Annotated in this window: 17 protein-coding genes; 12 read left to right on the top strand and 5 right to left on the bottom strand. The window is 65.9% G+C overall.

Annotated features, from left to right (window positions below):
• The 7 genes from DB032_RS24125 to tssE all read left to right on the top strand — a co-directional run.
• Positions 1 to 206, top strand: a 206-nt coding sequence (locus DB032_RS24125) for a hypothetical protein (protein WP_199225875.1), incomplete at its 5' end; no start/stop codon positions are given.
• Positions 207 to 219: 13 nt separating this feature from the next.
• Positions 220 to 585 (top strand): hypothetical protein, encoded by a 366-nt coding sequence (locus DB032_RS24130; RefSeq protein ID WP_158274285.1) that lies wholly within the window; start codon positions 220 to 222, stop codon positions 583 to 585.
• Positions 582 to 2,138, top strand: a complete 1,557-nt coding sequence (tssA, locus tag DB032_RS10695; protein WP_158274286.1) for a type VI secretion system protein TssA — start codon at positions 582 to 584, stop codon at positions 2,136 to 2,138. The genes DB032_RS24130 and tssA overlap by 4 nt, the downstream gene beginning before the upstream one ends.
• A 52-nt stretch (positions 2,139 to 2,190) precedes the next feature.
• Complete coding sequence (gene tssF, locus DB032_RS10700; protein ID WP_107799470.1) at positions 2,191 to 3,966, top strand: type VI secretion system baseplate subunit TssF; 1,776 nt, start codon at positions 2,191 to 2,193, stop codon at positions 3,964 to 3,966.
• The gene (gene tssG, locus DB032_RS10705) at positions 3,963 to 4,991 is read left to right on the top strand and encodes a type VI secretion system baseplate subunit TssG (protein ID WP_107799471.1); all 1,029 of its coding nucleotides are present in this window, start codon (positions 3,963 to 3,965) and stop codon (positions 4,989 to 4,991) included. Before tssF ends, tssG begins: the two co-directional genes overlap by 4 nt.
• Positions 4,988 to 5,518: a type VI secretion system lipoprotein TssJ gene (gene tssJ, locus DB032_RS10710; protein ID WP_107799472.1), complete on the top strand. Its 531-nt coding sequence runs from the start codon at positions 4,988 to 4,990 to the stop codon at positions 5,516 to 5,518. The genes tssG and tssJ overlap by 4 nt, the downstream gene beginning before the upstream one ends.
• Positions 5,519 to 5,520: 2 nt before the next feature.
• A complete protein-coding gene (gene tssE, locus DB032_RS10715) occupies positions 5,521 to 5,931 on the top strand; it encodes a type VI secretion system baseplate subunit TssE (RefSeq protein WP_107799473.1) in 411 nt (136 codons plus the stop codon).
• A 198-nt stretch (positions 5,932 to 6,129) separates the two neighbouring features.
• Here the strand turns inward: tssE and DB032_RS10720 are convergent, their stop codons facing one another.
• From DB032_RS10720 to ald, 4 genes are all read right to left on the bottom strand, one after another.
• On the bottom strand, positions 6,130 to 7,512 hold the full coding sequence (locus tag DB032_RS10720; protein ID WP_107799474.1) for an aspartate aminotransferase family protein: 1,383 nt from the start codon (positions 7,510 to 7,512) through the stop codon (positions 6,130 to 6,132).
• A 138-nt stretch (positions 7,513 to 7,650) separates the two neighbouring features.
• Entirely contained in the window at positions 7,651 to 8,985 is a 1,335-nt protein-coding gene (locus tag DB032_RS10725) for a glutamine synthetase family protein (protein ID WP_107799475.1), read from the bottom strand.
• 23 nt (positions 8,986 to 9,008) lie between these two features.
• Complete coding sequence (locus DB032_RS10730; RefSeq protein WP_107799476.1) at positions 9,009 to 9,803, bottom strand: gamma-glutamyl-gamma-aminobutyrate hydrolase family protein; 795 nt, start codon at positions 9,801 to 9,803, stop codon at positions 9,009 to 9,011.
• 19 nt (positions 9,804 to 9,822) lie between these two features.
• Complete coding sequence (gene ald / locus DB032_RS10735) at positions 9,823 to 10,947, bottom strand: alanine dehydrogenase (RefSeq protein WP_107799477.1); 1,125 nt, start codon at positions 10,945 to 10,947, stop codon at positions 9,823 to 9,825.
• Between the two features lie 212 nt (positions 10,948 to 11,159).
• Between ald and DB032_RS10740 the strand changes: the two genes are divergently transcribed.
• The 5 genes from DB032_RS10740 to DB032_RS10760 all read left to right on the top strand — a co-directional run bounded on the left by DB032_RS10740 (position 11,160) and on the right by DB032_RS10760 (position 15,795).
• Positions 11,160 to 11,705 carry a cupin domain-containing protein gene (locus DB032_RS10740; RefSeq protein ID WP_048412316.1) on the top strand — a complete coding sequence of 182 codons (546 nt, stop codon included), beginning with the start codon at positions 11,160 to 11,162 and terminating at the stop codon, positions 11,703 to 11,705.
• A 187-nt stretch (positions 11,706 to 11,892) separates the two neighbouring features.
• Positions 11,893 to 13,380 (top strand): aldehyde dehydrogenase, encoded by a 1,488-nt coding sequence (locus DB032_RS10745; protein WP_107799478.1) that lies wholly within the window; start codon positions 11,893 to 11,895, stop codon positions 13,378 to 13,380.
• Positions 13,381 to 13,460: 80 nt separating this feature from the next.
• Complete coding sequence (locus DB032_RS10750) at positions 13,461 to 14,246, top strand: ABC transporter substrate-binding protein (protein ID WP_107799479.1); 786 nt, start codon at positions 13,461 to 13,463, stop codon at positions 14,244 to 14,246.
• Between the two features lie 70 nt (positions 14,247 to 14,316).
• Positions 14,317 to 15,105, top strand: a complete 789-nt coding sequence (locus DB032_RS10755; protein WP_107799480.1) for an ABC transporter substrate-binding protein — start codon at positions 14,317 to 14,319, stop codon at positions 15,103 to 15,105.
• 72 nt (positions 15,106 to 15,177) lie between these two features.
• Positions 15,178 to 15,795 carry a hypothetical protein gene (locus tag DB032_RS10760; protein ID WP_233246681.1) on the top strand — a complete coding sequence of 206 codons (618 nt, stop codon included), beginning with the start codon at positions 15,178 to 15,180 and terminating at the stop codon, positions 15,793 to 15,795.
• 129 nt (positions 15,796 to 15,924) lie between these two features.
• Here the strand turns inward: DB032_RS10760 and DB032_RS10765 are convergent, their stop codons facing one another.
• A complete protein-coding gene (locus tag DB032_RS10765; protein WP_107799481.1) occupies positions 15,925 to 16,533 on the bottom strand; it encodes an FMN-dependent NADH-azoreductase in 609 nt (202 codons plus the stop codon).
• Between the last annotated feature and the right edge of the window lie 94 nt (positions 16,534 to 16,627).

Consider the following 16,627-nt stretch of genomic DNA (forward strand, 5'->3'; position numbering starts at 1 on the left):
GCGAACAGATTGACCGCGCCACCTGGCAGTTGAGCTGGGCCTTGCCGGACGGGCATCAGGCACGCTACCAGCTGCGCAGCGAGGCCGGAGCCGGCCCGCTGGCCTTGTTGCAGCTGATCCAGTTCCAGCTGCCGGCGCGGATTTTTATCGTGGAGCCTAACTCGCCGCCCGCCGCGGCCAAGCCGGCCCGGCGGCCCCAACCTTGAGGAGACGCGAATCATGACGCCCAAGCCCTTGCCGACACACAAACCTCTCGTCGAATGGAACGCGCGCGAACTGGAAGTGCTGCGCCAGGAGTACCCCTTGATAGGCGCCGCCTGTCAAAGCTTGCTGCCTGATCGCAGCCCCGCCGCCATCCACGCTCAAGCCAAGGCTCTGGGCCTGAGGCCGCCGCACCGCTGGAGCGAGGAGGAACTGAGCATTCTCCGGCGCGAATATCCGCTGCGAGGCGAAGCCTGCCGCGCCATGCTGCCGGGCCGCGGCGCGCTCGCCATCAATGTCCAGGCTTACCGGATGGGTTTGCGGCCGGCCACGCTGTCCGCGCGCCGAACGCCGTCCGGCAAGACGCCGCGAGGGTGCCAGTGAGCTGGGTGCGCGCGCTGCTGGGCCTGAACACCGCGCCGGAAGAAGAAGCCCGCCAGCGGCTGCCGCGTTGGGCCGCCTGGCTGAAGCCGATTTCCGACGCCGCGCCCTGCGGCGAGGACCTGTCCCACGACGACGAGTTTCAGGCCTTGAAAGAGGAAGTGACCCGCCTCTCCGGCATGAACGCGCCGCTGGCCTTGGCGCATGCGGAAACCTTGCTGAAAACCCGCGGCAAGGATTTGCGCGTGGCGGCCTACTACGCCTGCGCCCGGCTGCGCCAGGACGGCGTGGCCGGCCTGGCGGACGGGCTGGAGCTGAGCGCCGCCTTGCTGGAGCGCTACCCGGACGCGGTCTGGCCGCGCCAGCCGGCGCGGCGGCGCAATGCGCTGGAGTGGTTGGCCAGCGAACGCTTCACCGATCAGCTGGCGGTGCTGGCAGACGACGACGGCGAAGCGTGGCGGCGGGCCGCGGCCGCCTTGCTGCTGCTGCAGCGGCTCGCGGCCGACAGCCCGGCGCCGCCGCTGCGGCTGGATGCCCTGGGCCGCAGCCTTCAACCGCGCCTGCCAAGCCCCGCCGCCGGCAATGCGGCCATGGACGCGCCCGCCCCCGCGACGGCCGACGCGCCGCCGCCGGACGCCGACGATGTCGGCTCCTGGCGCGAACTGCTAGAGCAGGCGCGCCGGATGGCGGTGTTTCTGCGCCAACAGCCGGAAGGCCAGGCCGCCGCCCTGCGCCTGCTGCGCGCCGTGCGCTGGGAGGCGCTGAGCAGCCCGCCGCCCGGCGACGCCGACGGCCGCAGCCGGCTGCCGCCGCCGCGCGCCGAGCTGCGCCAGCAACTGAAGCGCCTGCTCTTGCAACAACAATGGCGGGATTTGAGCGAGCGGGCGGAAAGCGCCTTCGCGGAAGGGGCCAATCACTGGTGGCTGGACCTGCAGCGTTACGCCTGGCTGGCCTACCAGCACGGCGGCGAAATGACCGCGCCGCTGGCGGAGCTGATCCGCGACGATATTCAACGGCTGTGCCAGCGGCTGCCCGGCGTGGAGAAACTGAGCTTCAGCGACGGCAGTCCGTTCGCGGAGGACGCCACGCTGGAATGGCTGGCGCAATGGCGGCGGCCGGATTCCGCCGCTCTCGCCGCGCCGGCGGCGGACGACCGCGCGGACTGGCCGGAAACCGAAACCCAGGCCCACGCCATCGCCGCGCAGCAGGGCTTGCCCGCCGCCTTCGCCTGGGTGCAGGCCCTGCCCGCCGCCGCGGGCGGCCGCGAACGCTGCCTGCGGCAATTGTTGCTGGCCCGGCTGGCGGAACGCCACGGCCGCGCCGAAATGGCCGTCCATTTGCTGGAGGCGCTGCTGCGCCAGGCGGACGGCCACCAGTTGGACGTCTGGGAACCGGAGCTGGCCTTCGAACTGCTGGCGCAGTTGGCGCGGCTGCTGCGCCAACGCATGCAGCGCAAGGACGCGGACCGCGCCGGTCTGGGCCAGCAACTGGAACGGCTCAACGCGCGCCTGGCCGCGCTGGACCCGGCCCGGGCGCTGTCCGGGGCCTTGCCGTGAAGCCGTCCGCGCCGCGAGCGGCGCTTTTCCCACCCGCCGATGAAAGCCGTCTATGGATGACCTGACCCTGCGCTATTACGAAGCGGAAATGCGCTATCTGCGCGAAGCCGGCAAGGAGTTCGCCCGCGCCCACCCGGACCGCGCCGCCCTGCTGAATATCGACCGGGTGGGCAAGCGCGATCCGTATGTGGAGCGTCTGTTCGAAGGCTTCGCCTTTCTCACCGGCCGCATCCGCCAGAAATTGGACGACGACTTCCCGGAGCTGACCGAAGGCCTGGTCAATATGCTGTGGCCGCATTATCTGCGCATGGTGCCGTCGCTGACCGTACTGGAGCTGCGCGCCGACGCCCATGCGCTGCAACAGGCCAAACCGGTGGAAGCCGGATTGAGCGTGCGCACCGCGCCGCTGGGCGCGAGCGGGGTGCGCTGCGCCTACCGCACCACCCAGCCGGCGACGATTCAACCCTTGCTGCTGAGCCAGGCCGGCGCGCGCCTGGACGGCGAAGGACGCTCGGTGCTGGAGCTGCGCTTTGAGCTGGGCGCGGCGGCCAAGCGCGAGGTGCTGGACCTGTCCCGCCTGCGCTTGTTCCTCGCCGCCGATCCGCCCATCGCCTTCGCGCTGCGTCACGCGCTGACCCGGCAGTTGGGTCGCGCGCGCTTGCGGCCTTTGGGCCAGGCCCCGCATCCGCCCCGGGAAGCGCCGGCCTTGCGCTTCGAGCCGGCGGGCTTCGACGACGCGGACCGGCTCTGGCCCAAGGCCGACAACGCCTTTGGCGGCTATCAGCTGCTGCTGGAGTACTTTTGCTTCCGCGAAAAGTTCCAGTTTCTCGATCTGGCCGGGCTGGACGCCGCTCTGCTGCCCGGAGACGCGACCGGCTTTGCGCTGGAGTTGACCCTGACGCAGCGCTATCCGGCGGACATGCCGTTCACTGCCGACAATCTGCGCTTGCACTGCGTGCCGGCGATCAATCTGTTCCCGCTGGAAGCCGAGCCGCTGCATGTCGACCACTTGAGCCATGAATACCGGGTGGTGCCGCTGGCGAGCCAGGGGCCGGAGATCGAGGCCTGGTCGGTCGACGAGGTCGTCTCCATGGACACCGAAAACGGCGGCCGCCACGCCTACTTGCCGTTCTCCAGCTTCCAGCACCGGGGCGGCATGCTGCGCGACGAGGCGCCGGAACGCTTCTACCATGCCCGAACCCGGCTTGGAGCGGCCGGCAGGCCGGAAACCTGGCTGGTGCTGGGCGGCCATCTATGGGATTCGCCGTCGGCGGCGAGGCGTGCAGAGATCCTGTCGCTGCGCGTCACCGGCACCAACGGCATGCTGCCGCGCAAAGCGCTGCGCGAGGCGCAAATCCTGGAGCGCTCGCCGTCCACGCCGCTGACCCGGATCGCCAATCTAACCCCGCCCACCCTTCCCTGCTACCCGCCGGCGGAAGACCGTTATCAATGGCGGGTGCTCTCGCACCTGGCGCCCAACTTTCTGTCGCTGCTGGACGTGGAAGTGCTGCGCGGCACGCTGGCGCTGTACGACTGGACCGAGGACGAATTGAACCGCCAACGGCTGAACGGGCTGCTGGAGGTCAGGCATCAACTGGTCAGCCGGGTGAAGCAAGGCTGCATGGAACGCGGGGTCCGCATCGAGCTGGCGGTGGACCGGACCTGCTTCGCCGGACCGGGCGACCTCCACCTGTTCGGGGATCTGATGCACCGTTTCTTCGCCGCCTACGCCGACATGAATCTGTTCACCCGCTTCGAACTGCGCATCCTGCCGGAAAACGAACGGGTTTCTTGGCCGGACAGCAAGACGGAGGCGCCTCCGCTATGACAGAAGCCGAATTCTACGCCTGGCTGCAATCCGCTCCCTCGTACAACTTTTTTCAATTCTGCCGCGTGCTGGAGCGCTTGCCCGGCGACCGGCGCCTGGGCGCGGCCGACAGCCCGGCCGACGAGCCGGTGCGGCTGCTGCCCTCGCCGTCTCTGGGCTTTCCCGCCGGCGAGATCGTCCGCGCCGAACCGGCCGACCCCGACACCGGCCGCCCTCCGGTGCTGCGCACCGCCTTCATGGGGCTTTACGGAGTCGACGCCGTGCTGCCCTATTACTTTCTGGACGACATCGCCGCCCGCCGCGAGGGGCACGAAGCGCTGGCGGCGATGCTGGATCTGTTCAGCCATCGCCTCACCGCCCTGCTCTATCGCGCCTGGGGCAAATACCGTTACCCGCTGGCCTTCCGGCCCGGCGCGCGCGATCCGCTGTCCAAGGCCCTGCTGGGCCTGATCGGCATGGGCGTGGGCGAGGCGGCGGAGCGCCGGCAGCTGCCCGCCGGGCGCATGCTGGGCTTGCTCGCCTTGCTGGGCCAACGCACCCGGCCGGCTTCCGGCCTGGCCAGCGTGATCCGCCACGCCTTGCCCGCAGCCGACATCCGGGTACGGGAATTCCTGCCCCGCTGGGCGGCGCTGGACGAGCCGCCCCCTCTTTCCGCCCGGCCGCCGCTGCGCGCCGGCGAATTCGTCCTGGGCCGCCGGCTGCGCGCCGCCAATCACGCGATCGCCGTGACCGTCCGCCCGGCTCAGGCCGACTGCGTGCCCGCCCTGTTGCCCGGCGGCCCCTTGCACCGGGATGTGCTGGCGCTGACCCGCGTTTACCTGGGATGGCGGCTGGAGGCGGAAATCTGGCTGGAGCTGCCCGCCAACTGGTTGCCGGCCAGCCGCCTGGACACCCGCGCCCGGCCCAGGCTGGGCTTGGGCGCCGCCCTGGCCGGTGAGGCGGGACAGCGCTGGCGCCGCTTGCGCATCGGTCATTATCAACCGCTGTCGGACGTCTGCGACCGGCAGCCAGGAGAACCCGGATGAAACATCGCCTTCCCGCCCTGAGCGCCGGACTGGTCTGGCTGGGGCTGACGCTGCCGCTGAGCGGCTGCGGCCTGTGGCAAAGCACCAAGAACGTCACCGTCAGCGCCGCTCAAAAGATCTTCCTCACCCGCGTCGAGCGTCTGAACCTGGATTTGATCGCGAGCGAGGAGCTGAACACCGAAGCCGGGCAGCGGCCGCTGTCGGTGGTGGTGAGGGTGTATCAGCTGAAGGACAAGGCCGCCTTTCTGGCCGCGCCCTACCCGACGCTGCTGGAGCAGGATCAGTCCGTGCTCGCCGATGACTTGTTGGCCAGCCACCAAGTACTGCTGCGGCCGGGCGCGGCGGTCAGCCTGCGCGAGCCTTACCGCCAGGACGCGGCCTATGTCGGCGTGATCGCGCTGTTCCGGCAAGCCGGCCCGGAACGGCAATGGCGGCTGCTGCTGGACAAGAAGGAGCTGGACAACGACAAGCCGCTGCAACTGGAGTTGCGCGGCTATGCGCTGGAACGCCGTCGGGCGGAGGGCTGAGCATGGGGGCTTCACTGTATGAAATGCTGACCGGGCAGTTTGCCGACGGCCAAGCGCTGGATCGCCTTGCGCCGGAGCAGCAGTTCTCTCGCAGCGTGGTGGACAGCATTCGGCGCATCCTGAACGCGCGCGCCGGTTCGCTCAAGCATTTGCCCGATTACGGCCTGCCGGACCTGGGCCACGTTTATCGCCATTTGCCCGCCAGCGCCCATCAGCTGATGCGCAGCATCGAACAGACCCTGCTGCGCTACGAACCCAGGCTGGACGCGGTCGAGGTCGATTTCCGCGGCGACCACGAGCAAATGGTGTTGCGCTACCGGCTGCGTTGCCGCTTGAAACCGCACGGCGAATTGTTGCTGGATGCGAGCTTCACGCCCGAGGGCGGCGTCAGGCTCAGCACCTACCGGCACTGAGAACCCGTTCAAAGCCCGCTGCGCCTCAGCGACACGGCGAGCGCCGCACGGGAACGCTCGTCACCCTGCGGCCGCGAGCCGCAGCGGCCTGGTCCGCGAGACCCGGACCCGCGCCCGAACAGGCCGCGCCTCCAGGCCCCAAGAAAAAAGCCGGGGCTGGCCGCCCCGGCTTGATGCCGGCCCGTGCGCGAATTCCGCTCAGACCAGACCGCTGTCCTTCAATTTGCGCTCGAACGTCTCCATGCAGCGCGCGGCCACGCCCAGCATTTCATCAATTTCAGCCTTGCTGATCACCAGCGGCGGCGCGGACACGATGTGGTCGCCGCAGGCGCGCATGATCAGGTTGTTGCTGAAGAAGATGTCGCGGCACATCAGGCCGACATCGCCGAACTCCGGGAACAGCTCGCGCTTGCTCTTGTCCTTGACCAGGGTGAACGCCTGGATCAGGCCGACGCCGCGCACATCGTCCACGTGCTCGAACTGGCTGAAGGTCTCGCGCCAGCGCTTCTGCATATAGGGACCGGTTTCGTTCTTGACGCGGTCGATGACGCCTTCGTCGCGCAAGAGCTCGATATTGACGCGCGCCACCGCGCTGGCCACCGGGTGGCCGGAGTAGGTGAAGCCGTGGTTGAAGTCGCCGCCGGCGATCAGGCCCTGGGCCACGCGCTCGCCCACGAAGACCGCGCCGATGGGCAGATAGCCGGAGGACAGGCCTTTGGCGGTGGTGAAGATGTCCGGACGGAAGCCGAAGTGCTCGAAGCCGAACCACTCGCCGGTGCGGCCAAAGCCGCAGATCACTTCGTCGGCCACCAGCAGCACATCGTATTTGCGGCAGATGCGTTCCACTTCCGGCCAGTAAGTGGCCGGCGGGATGATCACGCCGCCGGCGCCCTGGATGGGTTCGCCCACGAAGGCGGCCACTTTTTCCGGACCGATTTCCAGGATTTTCTCTTCCACCCAGCGCGCGGCCACCACGCCGAACTCGTCCGGGCTCAGATCCTTGCCGTATTTGTACCACCACGGCTGCTCAACGTGGGCCATGCCCGGAATCGGCAGGTCGCCCTGCTCGTGCATATACTTCATGCCGCCCAGGCTGGAGCCGCCGATGGTGGAGCCGTGATAGCCGTTCCAGCGGCCGATCAGGGTTTTCTTCTCCTTCTTGCCCTGCACGTCCCAGTAATGGCGCACCATGCGTATCATGGTGTCCACCGCCTCGGAGCCGGAGTTGGTGTAGAACACATGTTCGTAGCCGGCCGGCGTCACTTGCGCCAGCAGGTGGGACAGTTCCACCACCGCCGGGTGGGTGGTCTTGAAGAAGGTGTTGTAGAAGGGCAGTTCGTCCATCTGGCTCTTGGCCACGTCGGACAGTTCCTTGCGGCCGTAGCCGATATTGACGCACCACAGGCCGGCCATGCCGTCGATGATCTTATTGCCCTCGGAATCCCACAGGTAAATCCCCTCGCTGCGAGTCATCACCCGCGCGCCCTGCTGGTTCAACGATTGGGTATCGGTAAACGGATGCAGATGATGCGCTGCGTCCAGTTGGCGCCATTGTTCGGTCGTGCGTTGTTGATTCTGCATAGGACTTCCTTCCAGTATTCTCCAACGGGGCGGAGATGTTCTCTGCCGCCCCTCCTTCGCCATTGGCGTATTTTCAGTGCTTATCCTGGCTGTCCGGGCTGATTCTAACGGACAAATCAGCCCAATGTCATAGCTAAATCACACGTGCAGCAGCAGGAACTTGCGCTCCCACGGGCTGATCACGCGGAAGTATTCGGAGAACTCCTTCTCCTTCATGCCCACGTACATGCTGACGAAGCGCTCGCCCAGCACCTCGGCCATTTCCTTGCAAGACGCCAGCTGCTGCAAGGACTCCTCCGAGGAGTTGGGAAACTGGTAAGGCAGCTCGTAGGCATCGGTCTGCCGCGGCTCGCTGGGCTGCAGCTTGTTGATGATGCCCAGGTAGCCGCAGGCCAGCGTCGCGGCCATGGCGATATAGGGATTGACGTCCACGCCCGGCACCCGGTTTTCGATGCGGCGCGCCGCCGGCGAGGAATGCGGCACGCGCAGGCCCACGGTGCGGTTGTCGTAACCCCATTCGACATTGGTCGGCGCCGCGGTGTAGCGCGACAAACGGCGGAATGAGTTCACGTAGGGCGCGAACAGCGGCATGGACTTGGGCACGTATTTCTGCAGGCCGGCGATGTAGTGGAAGAACAGGTCGGACGGGCTGCCGTCCTCATTGGTGAACACATTGCGGCCGGTGTTCTTGTCCACCAGGCTCTGGTGCATGTGCATGGCGGAGCCCGGCTCGTTCTCCATCGGCTTGGCCATGAAGGTGGCGTACATATTGTGGCGGAACGCCGCCTCGCGCACGGTGCGCTTGAACAGGAACACCTGGTCGGCCAGTTCCAGCGGGTTGCCGTGCAAGAAGTTGATTTCCATCTGCGCGGTGCCCACCTCATGAATCAGGGTGTCCACTTCCAGATTCTGCGCGTGGCAGTAGTCGTAGATGTCTTCGAACAGCGGGTCGAACTCGTTGACCGCATCGATGGAGTAGGAGCGGCGGCCGAACTCGGCGCGGCCGGTGCGCCCCACCGGCGCGGCCAGCGGGATGTCCGGGTCCGGATTGGGGGACAGCAGGTAGAATTCCATTTCCGGAGCCAGCACCGGCTCCAGACCCATCTCGTCGAACAGGCCGATCACGCGCTTGAGCACATTGCGCGGCGCCACGTCCACCGGGCTGCCGTCGGCGCGCAGACAGTCGTAGATCAATTGAGCGGTGGGATCCACGGCCCAGGGCACGAAGCGCAGGGTGTTCGGGTCCGGCGCCAGCACCATGTCCGGGTCGGTCAGGTCCAGCATGCTGTCGTCGGGGTAGTCCCCGGTCACAGTCTGGATCAGCACGACTTCGGGCAGGCGCATTTCCGGGTCGGACACGAACTTGTCCTTGGGCACGATCTTGCCGCGCGCCACGCCGGTCATGTCGGGGACGATACACTCGACTTCAGTGATCCGGTGCTCTCGCAGCCATTCATTGATCTGATGGGTCATGATGTTCTCTTCCTCTGTGTGTGTTATTCCGAGTGGTGACACAAGGTCTCGGTTAATTGCGGCCCGCGTTGCCGCTGTTCGCGGCGTTGGCGGCAGGCGTCGCCAAATGCTTTGAAGATGGCCATGGACAGCGGGTTGTCCCAGTACTTCCATTCCGGATGCCATTGCGCGGCGAAGGCGAAGCCCTTGGCGTCGCGCACGCGGTAGGCCTCCACCAGGCCGTCGTCGGCGACGGCCTCGCAGATCAGGCGATCGGACAGCCGCTTGATGCCCTGCTGGTGCAGGGAGTTGACCATGGCGGACTCCTGGCCGGTCCATTGCCGCAGCAGGCCGTCTTCGGCGAAGCGCACCGGGTGGGACAGGGCGTACATCGCATCCAGATCCGGCGTGTCCGGCTCGCGGTGGTCGCGCTTGCCTTCTTCTTCCTGCACGTGCTGGTACAGTTCGCCGCCCATCGCCACATTGATTTCCTGGAAGCCGCGGCAGATGCCCAGCAGGGGAATGCCCTGCTCCAGCACTTGCTGGATCAGCGGCAGCGTGGTGGCGTCGCGCATGGGGTCGTGCATGGTGCCGGGCCGGCTGGGCGCGCCGCCGTAGCGGTGCGGTTCGACATTGGACAGGGAGCCCGGCAGCAACACGCCGTCCACCAGTTCCAGCACGTCTCTCAGCGCGGTCTTGTCGCCCAGCGCCGGCAGCAGCACCGGCACGCCGCCGGCGCCGCCGGCCGCGGCGGCGATGTATTTCTCGCCCACGGAGTGGAAGGGCAGCGGGCCTACCATCTTGATGTCACAGGGTATGCCGATGATAGCTTGCAACATTTCGAATCCTTGATACGGGTCAGGAAGCCGCCTTGATGGCTTCGATCGGGTCGATGAACGGGTGGCCCAGCGCCTGGGCCACCGCCTGGTAAGTGAGCCGGCCGCGGCAGACGTTGAGGCCGTTGCGCAGATGGGCGTTGTCCAGCAAAGCCTGGCGCCAGCCCTTGTTGGCCAGCTCCAGCGTGTACGGCAAGGTGGCGTTGGTCAGCGCCTGGGTGGAGGTGCGCGCCACGCCGCCGGGCATATTGGCCACGCAGTAATGGACGATGCCGTCCACCACGTAAATGGGGTCTTGGTGCGTGGTGGCCCGGCTGGTCTCGAAGCAGCCGCCCTGGTCTATCGCCACATCCACCAGCACCGCGCCGGGCTTCATGATTTTCAGCATCGGCCGCGTCACCAGCTTGGGCGCCGCCGCGCCCGGAATCAGCACCGCGCCGATCACCAGGTCCGCCTCGCGCAGGCTGTCTTCGATATTGGCGGAGTTGGACACCAGCGTCTTGATGCGGCCGCCGAACACCATGTCGATTTCCTTCAGGCGCGGCAGCGATTTGTCCAGAATGGTGACCTCGGCGCCGGCGCCCATGGCCATGCGCGCGGCGTTCAGTCCCACCACGCCGCCGCCTATCACCACCACCCGCGCCGGGGCCACGCCCGGCACGCCGCCCAGCAAGACGCCGCGGCCGCCCTGGGCCTTTTCCAGCGCGTGCGCGCCGGCCTGTATCGCCATGCGGCCGGCCACTTCCGACATCGGCGCCAGCAACGGCAGGCCGCCGCGCTCGTCGGTGACGGTTTCGTAAGCGATGGCGATGGCATCCGATTCCAGCAATAATTTGGTCTGCTCCGGGTCCGGCGCCAAATGCAGATAGGTGAACAGGAGCTGATCCCGGCGCAGCATCCGGCATTCCACCGGCTGCGGCTCTTTCACCTTGACGATCATGTCGCTGCGTTCGAAGGTTTCTTCGGCGCTGGAGGCAATGGAGGCGCCGGCCTGGATATACTGTTCATCGGTGAAACCGATGGCGAGGCCGGCCTGGGTCTGGACCAAAACCTTGTGACCGTTGGCGACTAACTCCCGGACTCCAGACGGGGTTAGGCCAACACGATACTCGTGGTTCTTGATCTCCTTGGGAACACCGATCAGCATGTCGCTCTCCTCACTTAGATTTGTTGCGGAAGTGCCGCGCAAGCGTTTAAGAAAATTCACAATACGCTTGCCCCTTGTTTCTGATTCTGACTATAAACCCCCACCGATGCAAAGATATTCGATTTTGCGTCGCAGCAAGTAGTGCAGAGTCCGTACAAAATAATTATCATAAAGCGTCTAAAATTATTAACATACTGACGGAGCAGGAATCCATGGACGTTGGCGCGAGATTACGCATGGTCAGGGATCGTTTCGGGCTGTCGCAGCGGGAACTGGCCAAACGAGCCGGAGTCACCAACGGCACCATTTCGCTGATCGAACAAAATCGGGTCAGCCCATCGGTCAGCTCGCTGAAAAAGGTGCTGGAAGGGCTGCCGATGACGCTGGCGGATTTTTTCACCTTTGATTCCGACCCGGAACAGGCGCGCGTGTTCTACCAGGCCCACGAATTACCCAATCTGGGCAATGAGCAGATCCGGCTGCTGCTGGTGGGCACCGCCCACGACAAGCGCGACATCGCCATCCTGCGCGAAGTCTACGAAACCGGCGCCGACACCGGGCCGGACATGTTGACGCACGACGGCCAGGAAGGCGGCGTCATCATCAAAGGAAGTATAGAAGTGACGGTGAACAACGAGAGCCGCATCCTGGGGCCGGGCGACGCGTATTACTTCGACAGCCGGCTGCCCCATCGCTTTCGCAACGTCGGCGCCGAAACCTGCGAGGTGGTCAGCGCCAGTTCGCCGCCCACATTCTAAGAACCATTAAGAACAAGAAGCGCCGGCAAGACCGCATCCGGCGACCAGCAGGCCATAAGGCCAGGCCGGGGAGCTTTGCCCGCCCCGCCGGCTCCAAGCCCACGACAGACGACAAAGCAGTCAAACCCGCGTCAAGCGATACCGGCGCCGCCAACGGACGGCGCAGGATCATCAAAGGAGAGAGTAAATGGCTAGAACGCATGCCGAATGGAAGCAATTCGCCGCTCAACTGAAGATCGAAGGGCGCGCCTTCATCGCCGGCGAGTACTGCGCGGCGCAAGACGGCAAAAGCTTTGCCTGCAACAACCCCGCCAACGGCGAGAAGCTGGCCGACGTGGCCTGGTGCGGCGAGGCCGACGTGGAGCGCGCGGTGCGCGCCGCGCGCCAAGCCTTCGACTCCGGCGCCTGGTCCGGCCTGCCGCCGCGCGAGCGCGGCCGCATCCTCAAGCGCTTCGCCGCGCTGATCTACGAGCACGGCGATGAATTGGCCCTGCTGGAAACCCTGGACGTGGGCAAGCCCATCAGCGACACCCTCAGCGTGGACCTGCCCGGCAGCGCCTATTGCGTGGAATGGTTCGCCGAAGCCATAGACAAGATAGGCGGCGAAGTGGCGCCGGTGGACCCCAAGGTGGTGGGCCTGGTCACCCGCGAAGCCATCGGCGTGGTGGCCGCCATCGTGCCGTGGAACTACCCCATCATGATGGCCAGCTGGAAGTTTGGCCCGGCGCTGGCGGCCGGCAACCCGGTGATCATCAAGCCCTCGGAAAAATCCCCGCTCACCGCCATCCGCCTGGCGGCGCTGGCCAAACAGGCCGGCATCCCCGACGGCGTGTTCCAGGTGCTGCCCGGCGCCGGCGACGTGGGCAAATTGCTGGCGCTGCACATGGACGTGGACTGCGTCGCCTTCACCGGCTCCACCGGCGTGGGCAAGCTGATCGCCGGCTACGCCGCGCAATCCAACCTCAAGCGCGTCTGGCTGGAGCTGGGCGGTAAATCGCCCAACATCATCCTGCCGGACTGCCCGGACATCGCCCAGGCGGCGCGCGCCGCCGCCGGCGGCATCTTCTACAATATGGGCGAAGTCTGCACCGCCGGCTCCCGCGTGCTGGTCCACCGCGACATCAAGGCGCGCTTCCTGCAAGAGCTGGAGGCGGCGGCAGCCCGCTACTACCCGCAAGACCCCTTGGACCCGGCCACCAATATGGGCGCCATCGTGGACCGCATCCAGTACGACAAGGTGCTGTCCTATATCGGCAAGGGGGACAGCGAGGGCGCCAAGAAGCTGTTCGGCGGCAAACCGGCCCACGCCGACACCGGCCTGTTCATCGAACCGACGGCGTTTGACTGCCCCAGCGCCGATCTGACCATCTGCCGCGAGGAGATCTTCGGCCCGGTGCTGTCCGTCATCACCTTCGACGACGTGGAAGACGCCATCCGCATCGCCAACGACACCGAATACGGCCTGGCGGCCGCGGTGTGGACCTCCAACGTCAGCACCGCGCACCAGGTGTCGCGCCGCCTGCGCGCCGGCACGGTGTGGGTGAATTGCTATGATGAAGGCGGGGACATGAACTTCCCCTTCGGCGGCTTCAAGCAATCCGGCAACGGCCGCGACAAGTCGCTGCACGCGCTGGAAAAATACACTGAGCTGAAGAGCACGCTGATCAAGCTGTAAACCGCGTTTACAGCGCCGCCGACAGGCTGCCCTTCCGGCAGCCTGTCTTGTTTTCGTCCACCCTCGGCAAAGGAAGCGCCATGAGCAAGCACCTGACCGCCCTCCTCTGCCTTTGCGCCGCCGCGGCGCAGGCCGGCGCCGCCGCGCCCGCCTGTCCGGCGGAGGGGCTGAAGGTTGGATACTACCCGACGACCACCGCCTATGAAGGCGGCAAGGGTTACGACGTGGACCTGGTCCACGGACTGGCGCGCAGGCTGGGCTGCAAGATCCGCGAAGAACGCGAATACCCGCGCCTGCGCGTGCTGCTGCTGGTGCAACACGGCAAGCTCAATCTGGCCACCTCCACCATCCCGCTGCAAAAGCGGCTGCGCTACGCCTGGGTGCTGCCCTATACCCGCGACCGCAACATGACCCTGCTCAGCCCGGCGGTGCAAGGCAAGACGCCGGAACAATGGCTGAACGACCCCAAGCTGAAATGGGGCGCCGTCATCGGCTACCGCAACAGTCCCTTGCAGGACTATTTCCTGCAGCAAATGGCCAAGCGCGACAAGCTGATCTGCGCCGCCAACGAGGAAGACCTGCTGGACATGCTGCGCAGCGGCTCCATTTCCGCCGCCTTCTCCCAGCCCCAGGTCTACGACCACTGGCTCAACGGCCAGCCGCGCGCCCGGCTGCAAGTCAAGGTCATGGACCCCTTCCGCGACAGCAGCCTGGAGAACGGCCTGGTGCTGTCCCACCGCAGCTTCAGCGAACCCCAGATGCGCCGCTGGCGGACGGAACTGGACGCGATGCGCGCGGACGGCAGCCTGCAGCGCATTCTGCGCAAATACCTGAGCGAAGACAGCGTGCGCGGCATGCTGGAATAACAATCACTCGCATGCGGCAAGACCCGACGAATCCGGCTATAGCTAAACGGAACGCGTACGGGAGAACGGCATGAAAGCACACTGGGCGGCGCTGCTGGGCGGCGCGCTGGCATCGGCGGCGGCGCTGGGCGATTCGCCCTGCCCGGCCGACGGCCTGAAAGTGGGTTACTACCTGATTGGCAGCGCCTATGAAAACGGCCACGGCTACGATGTGGACCTGGTGCACGAGCTGGCGCGCCGGCTGGGCTGCAATATCGTCCAGGAAGACGTTTACCCCCGCATCCGCGTGCTGAAAATGCTGGAGCACGGCCAATTGAATCTGGGCACCTCCACCATCCCCACCGCTGACCGCCGCAAATACGCCTGGATCTATCCCTACTTCTACAGCAAGAACATGATCTTGCTGTCCAAGCAGATCGGCGCGCGCACCCTGGAGCAGTTGCTGGCCGAACCTGCGGTCAAATGGGGCGTGATCCGCGGCTACCGCCACAGCCCGGAGCAAGACGCCTTCATCGAACAACTGGCCAAACGCGGCAAGGTGGTGATGGCCAACGACGAACGCGACCTCTACGCCATGTTGTCCCAACGCATCGTCACCGCCGCCTTCGCCCACCCTTTCAGCTACGACAGCTGGCTCAACTCCCCGGCCCTGTCCGGCCAGGTGACGGTGCTGGACCTGTTCCCCAACTCGGAACGCATCGCCGGCGGCCTGATGCTGGCGCACAGCGCCTTCAGCCCGCAGCAGGCGGAACAATGGCAGGCCCAGCTGCAGCAAATGCTCAAGGACGGCGCCCTGCGCAAGATCTTCGGCAAATACCTGAGCGCGGACAGCGTGGCCCAGTTGCAGCTGCAACCCTGATCCTTGTTCCAGCTTGCGCCGCCGCCGTCCGCTGCGGGACACTGAGCGGGTTTCGACTCAACGGACCCCGCGATGAAACTCTCCCGCCTCAGCCTGCTGTTGGCCATGCTGGCCAGCCCCCTGCTGCACGCCGCCCCGGCGCCGCAGACCCAGACGCTGGTTATGCTGCGCCACGGCGAAAAACCCGAGGGCGGCTACGGCCAGCTCAATTGCAAGGGCTTCAACCGCTCTTTGGAACTGGCCAAGCTGCTGCCCAAAAAATATGGGCGGGCCGACCAGATCTTCGCGCCCTCCACCGCCAGCCAGACCCGGGACCCCGCCGGCACCTTCAACTACATCCGCCCGCTGGCCACCATCGAGCCCACCGCCATCTCCCTGGGCCTGCCGGTGAACAGCAACTTCGACATGGAAGCCATCGACGCGCTGCAACAGCAACTGGTCAACCCGCTGCAGCACGGCAAAACCGTCTACATCGCCTGGGAGCACAAGCTGCTGCGCGAACTCGCCGTCAGCCTGATGCAGGATTACGGCGACAAGGGCTCGGCGGACAAGGTGCCCAAATGGGACAAGAACGACTTCGACAGCCTCTACGTCGTCACCCTCGACTACAGCCACACGCCGCCCAAGGCCAGTTTCCGCCACGAGCAGCAGGGGCTGGACAAGCTGTCGGACAGCTGCAAGCTGCCCTGAGAACGTTTACGATCTGCTGCGCGTCGGCGGGCTAACCCCGACAAAGGCATTGAGCAGATTCTCCGCTCGTGCCAGACGCAAAACAGCCGGCCCATCAAGGGCCGGCTGTCTTCGTTTGCGGCAGGAGAATTACAGCGCCAGTTTGGCGATGGCGTCCTTGGCCGCGTGGATGGCGGTGGCGCGCTTGTCTTCGCCCATATTCACCGCTTCGGCGCGGACAAAAGCCACGTCGTTCACGCCCAGGAAGCCCATCACCGTCTTCAGGTAGTCTTCCTGGAAGTCCATCAGCTGGCCCTGCTCGGTGCTGTAAACGCCGCCACGCGAGGACACCACGATCACCTTCTTGCCGCCGGCCAGGCCCACCGGACCGTTCTCGGTGTATTTGAACGTGCGGCCGGAGGCGGCCACGCGGTCCACCCAGGCTTTCAATTGCGACGGGATGGAGAAGTTGTACATCGGCGCGCCGATCACCACCACGTCCGCGGCCAGGAATTCTTCGATCAGCTCATTGCTCAGCGCGGCTTCGCTGCGCTGAGTGGCGGTCCAGTCCGCCTCGGCGGTGAAATTGGCGCCGATGATTTCGCCGGACAGGTGGGCGATGGGCTGGCCGGCCAGATCGCGGTAAGCGGTTTCCACATTGGAGTGACGCTGGCGCAGGGTGTCGGCGACAACGGCGGTCAGTTGGCGGGAAACCGAGTTGGCGGCGAGGATGCTGGAGTCGAGATGCAACAGTTTCATGGTCGGGTCCTTGGTGTCTGGGTAGAGAAAGTGATTGCATGATAGTTTTCCGAACCAATCCGCACTAGACTGCAAAAATCGGAAACATTGTTCC

It is taken from the genome of Chromobacterium sp. Panama (genome assembly GCF_003052555.1).
Classification (GTDB): Bacteria; Pseudomonadota; Gammaproteobacteria; order Burkholderiales; family Chromobacteriaceae; genus Chromobacterium.

Excerpts from the sequence above, each read along its gene's own strand:
- DB032_RS24130 (WP_158274285.1), top strand. The coding sequence starts at position 220 with ATGACGCCCAAGCCCTTGCCGACACACAAACCTCTCGTCGAATGGAAC.
- DB032_RS10730 (WP_107799476.1), bottom strand. The coding sequence starts at position 9,803 with ATGTTGCAAGCTATCATCGGCATACCCTGTGACATCAAGATGGTAGGC.
- DB032_RS10760 (WP_233246681.1), top strand. The coding sequence starts at position 15,178 with ATGAAACTCTCCCGCCTCAGCCTGCTGTTGGCCATGCTGGCCAGCCCC.
- DB032_RS10745 (WP_107799478.1), top strand. The coding sequence starts at position 11,893 with ATGGCTAGAACGCATGCCGAATGGAAGCAATTCGCCGCTCAACTGAAG.
- ald (WP_107799477.1), bottom strand. The coding sequence starts at position 10,947 with ATGCTGATCGGTGTTCCCAAGGAGATCAAGAACCACGAGTATCGTGTT.
- DB032_RS10740 (WP_048412316.1), top strand. The coding sequence starts at position 11,160 with ATGGACGTTGGCGCGAGATTACGCATGGTCAGGGATCGTTTCGGGCTG.
- DB032_RS10755 (WP_107799480.1), top strand. The coding sequence starts at position 14,317 with ATGAAAGCACACTGGGCGGCGCTGCTGGGCGGCGCGCTGGCATCGGCG.
- tssF (WP_107799470.1), top strand. The coding sequence starts at position 2,191 with ATGGATGACCTGACCCTGCGCTATTACGAAGCGGAAATGCGCTATCTG.
- tssG (WP_107799471.1), top strand. The coding sequence starts at position 3,963 with ATGACAGAAGCCGAATTCTACGCCTGGCTGCAATCCGCTCCCTCGTAC.
- DB032_RS10720 (WP_107799474.1), bottom strand. The coding sequence starts at position 7,512 with ATGCAGAATCAACAACGCACGACCGAACAATGGCGCCAACTGGACGCA.
- DB032_RS10725 (WP_107799475.1), bottom strand. The coding sequence starts at position 8,985 with ATGACCCATCAGATCAATGAATGGCTGCGAGAGCACCGGATCACTGAA.
- DB032_RS10765 (WP_107799481.1), bottom strand. The coding sequence starts at position 16,533 with ATGAAACTGTTGCATCTCGACTCCAGCATCCTCGCCGCCAACTCGGTT.
- DB032_RS10750 (WP_107799479.1), top strand. The coding sequence starts at position 13,461 with ATGAGCAAGCACCTGACCGCCCTCCTCTGCCTTTGCGCCGCCGCGGCG.
- tssJ (WP_107799472.1), top strand. The coding sequence starts at position 4,988 with ATGAAACATCGCCTTCCCGCCCTGAGCGCCGGACTGGTCTGGCTGGGG.
- tssE (WP_107799473.1), top strand. The coding sequence starts at position 5,521 with ATGGGGGCTTCACTGTATGAAATGCTGACCGGGCAGTTTGCCGACGGC.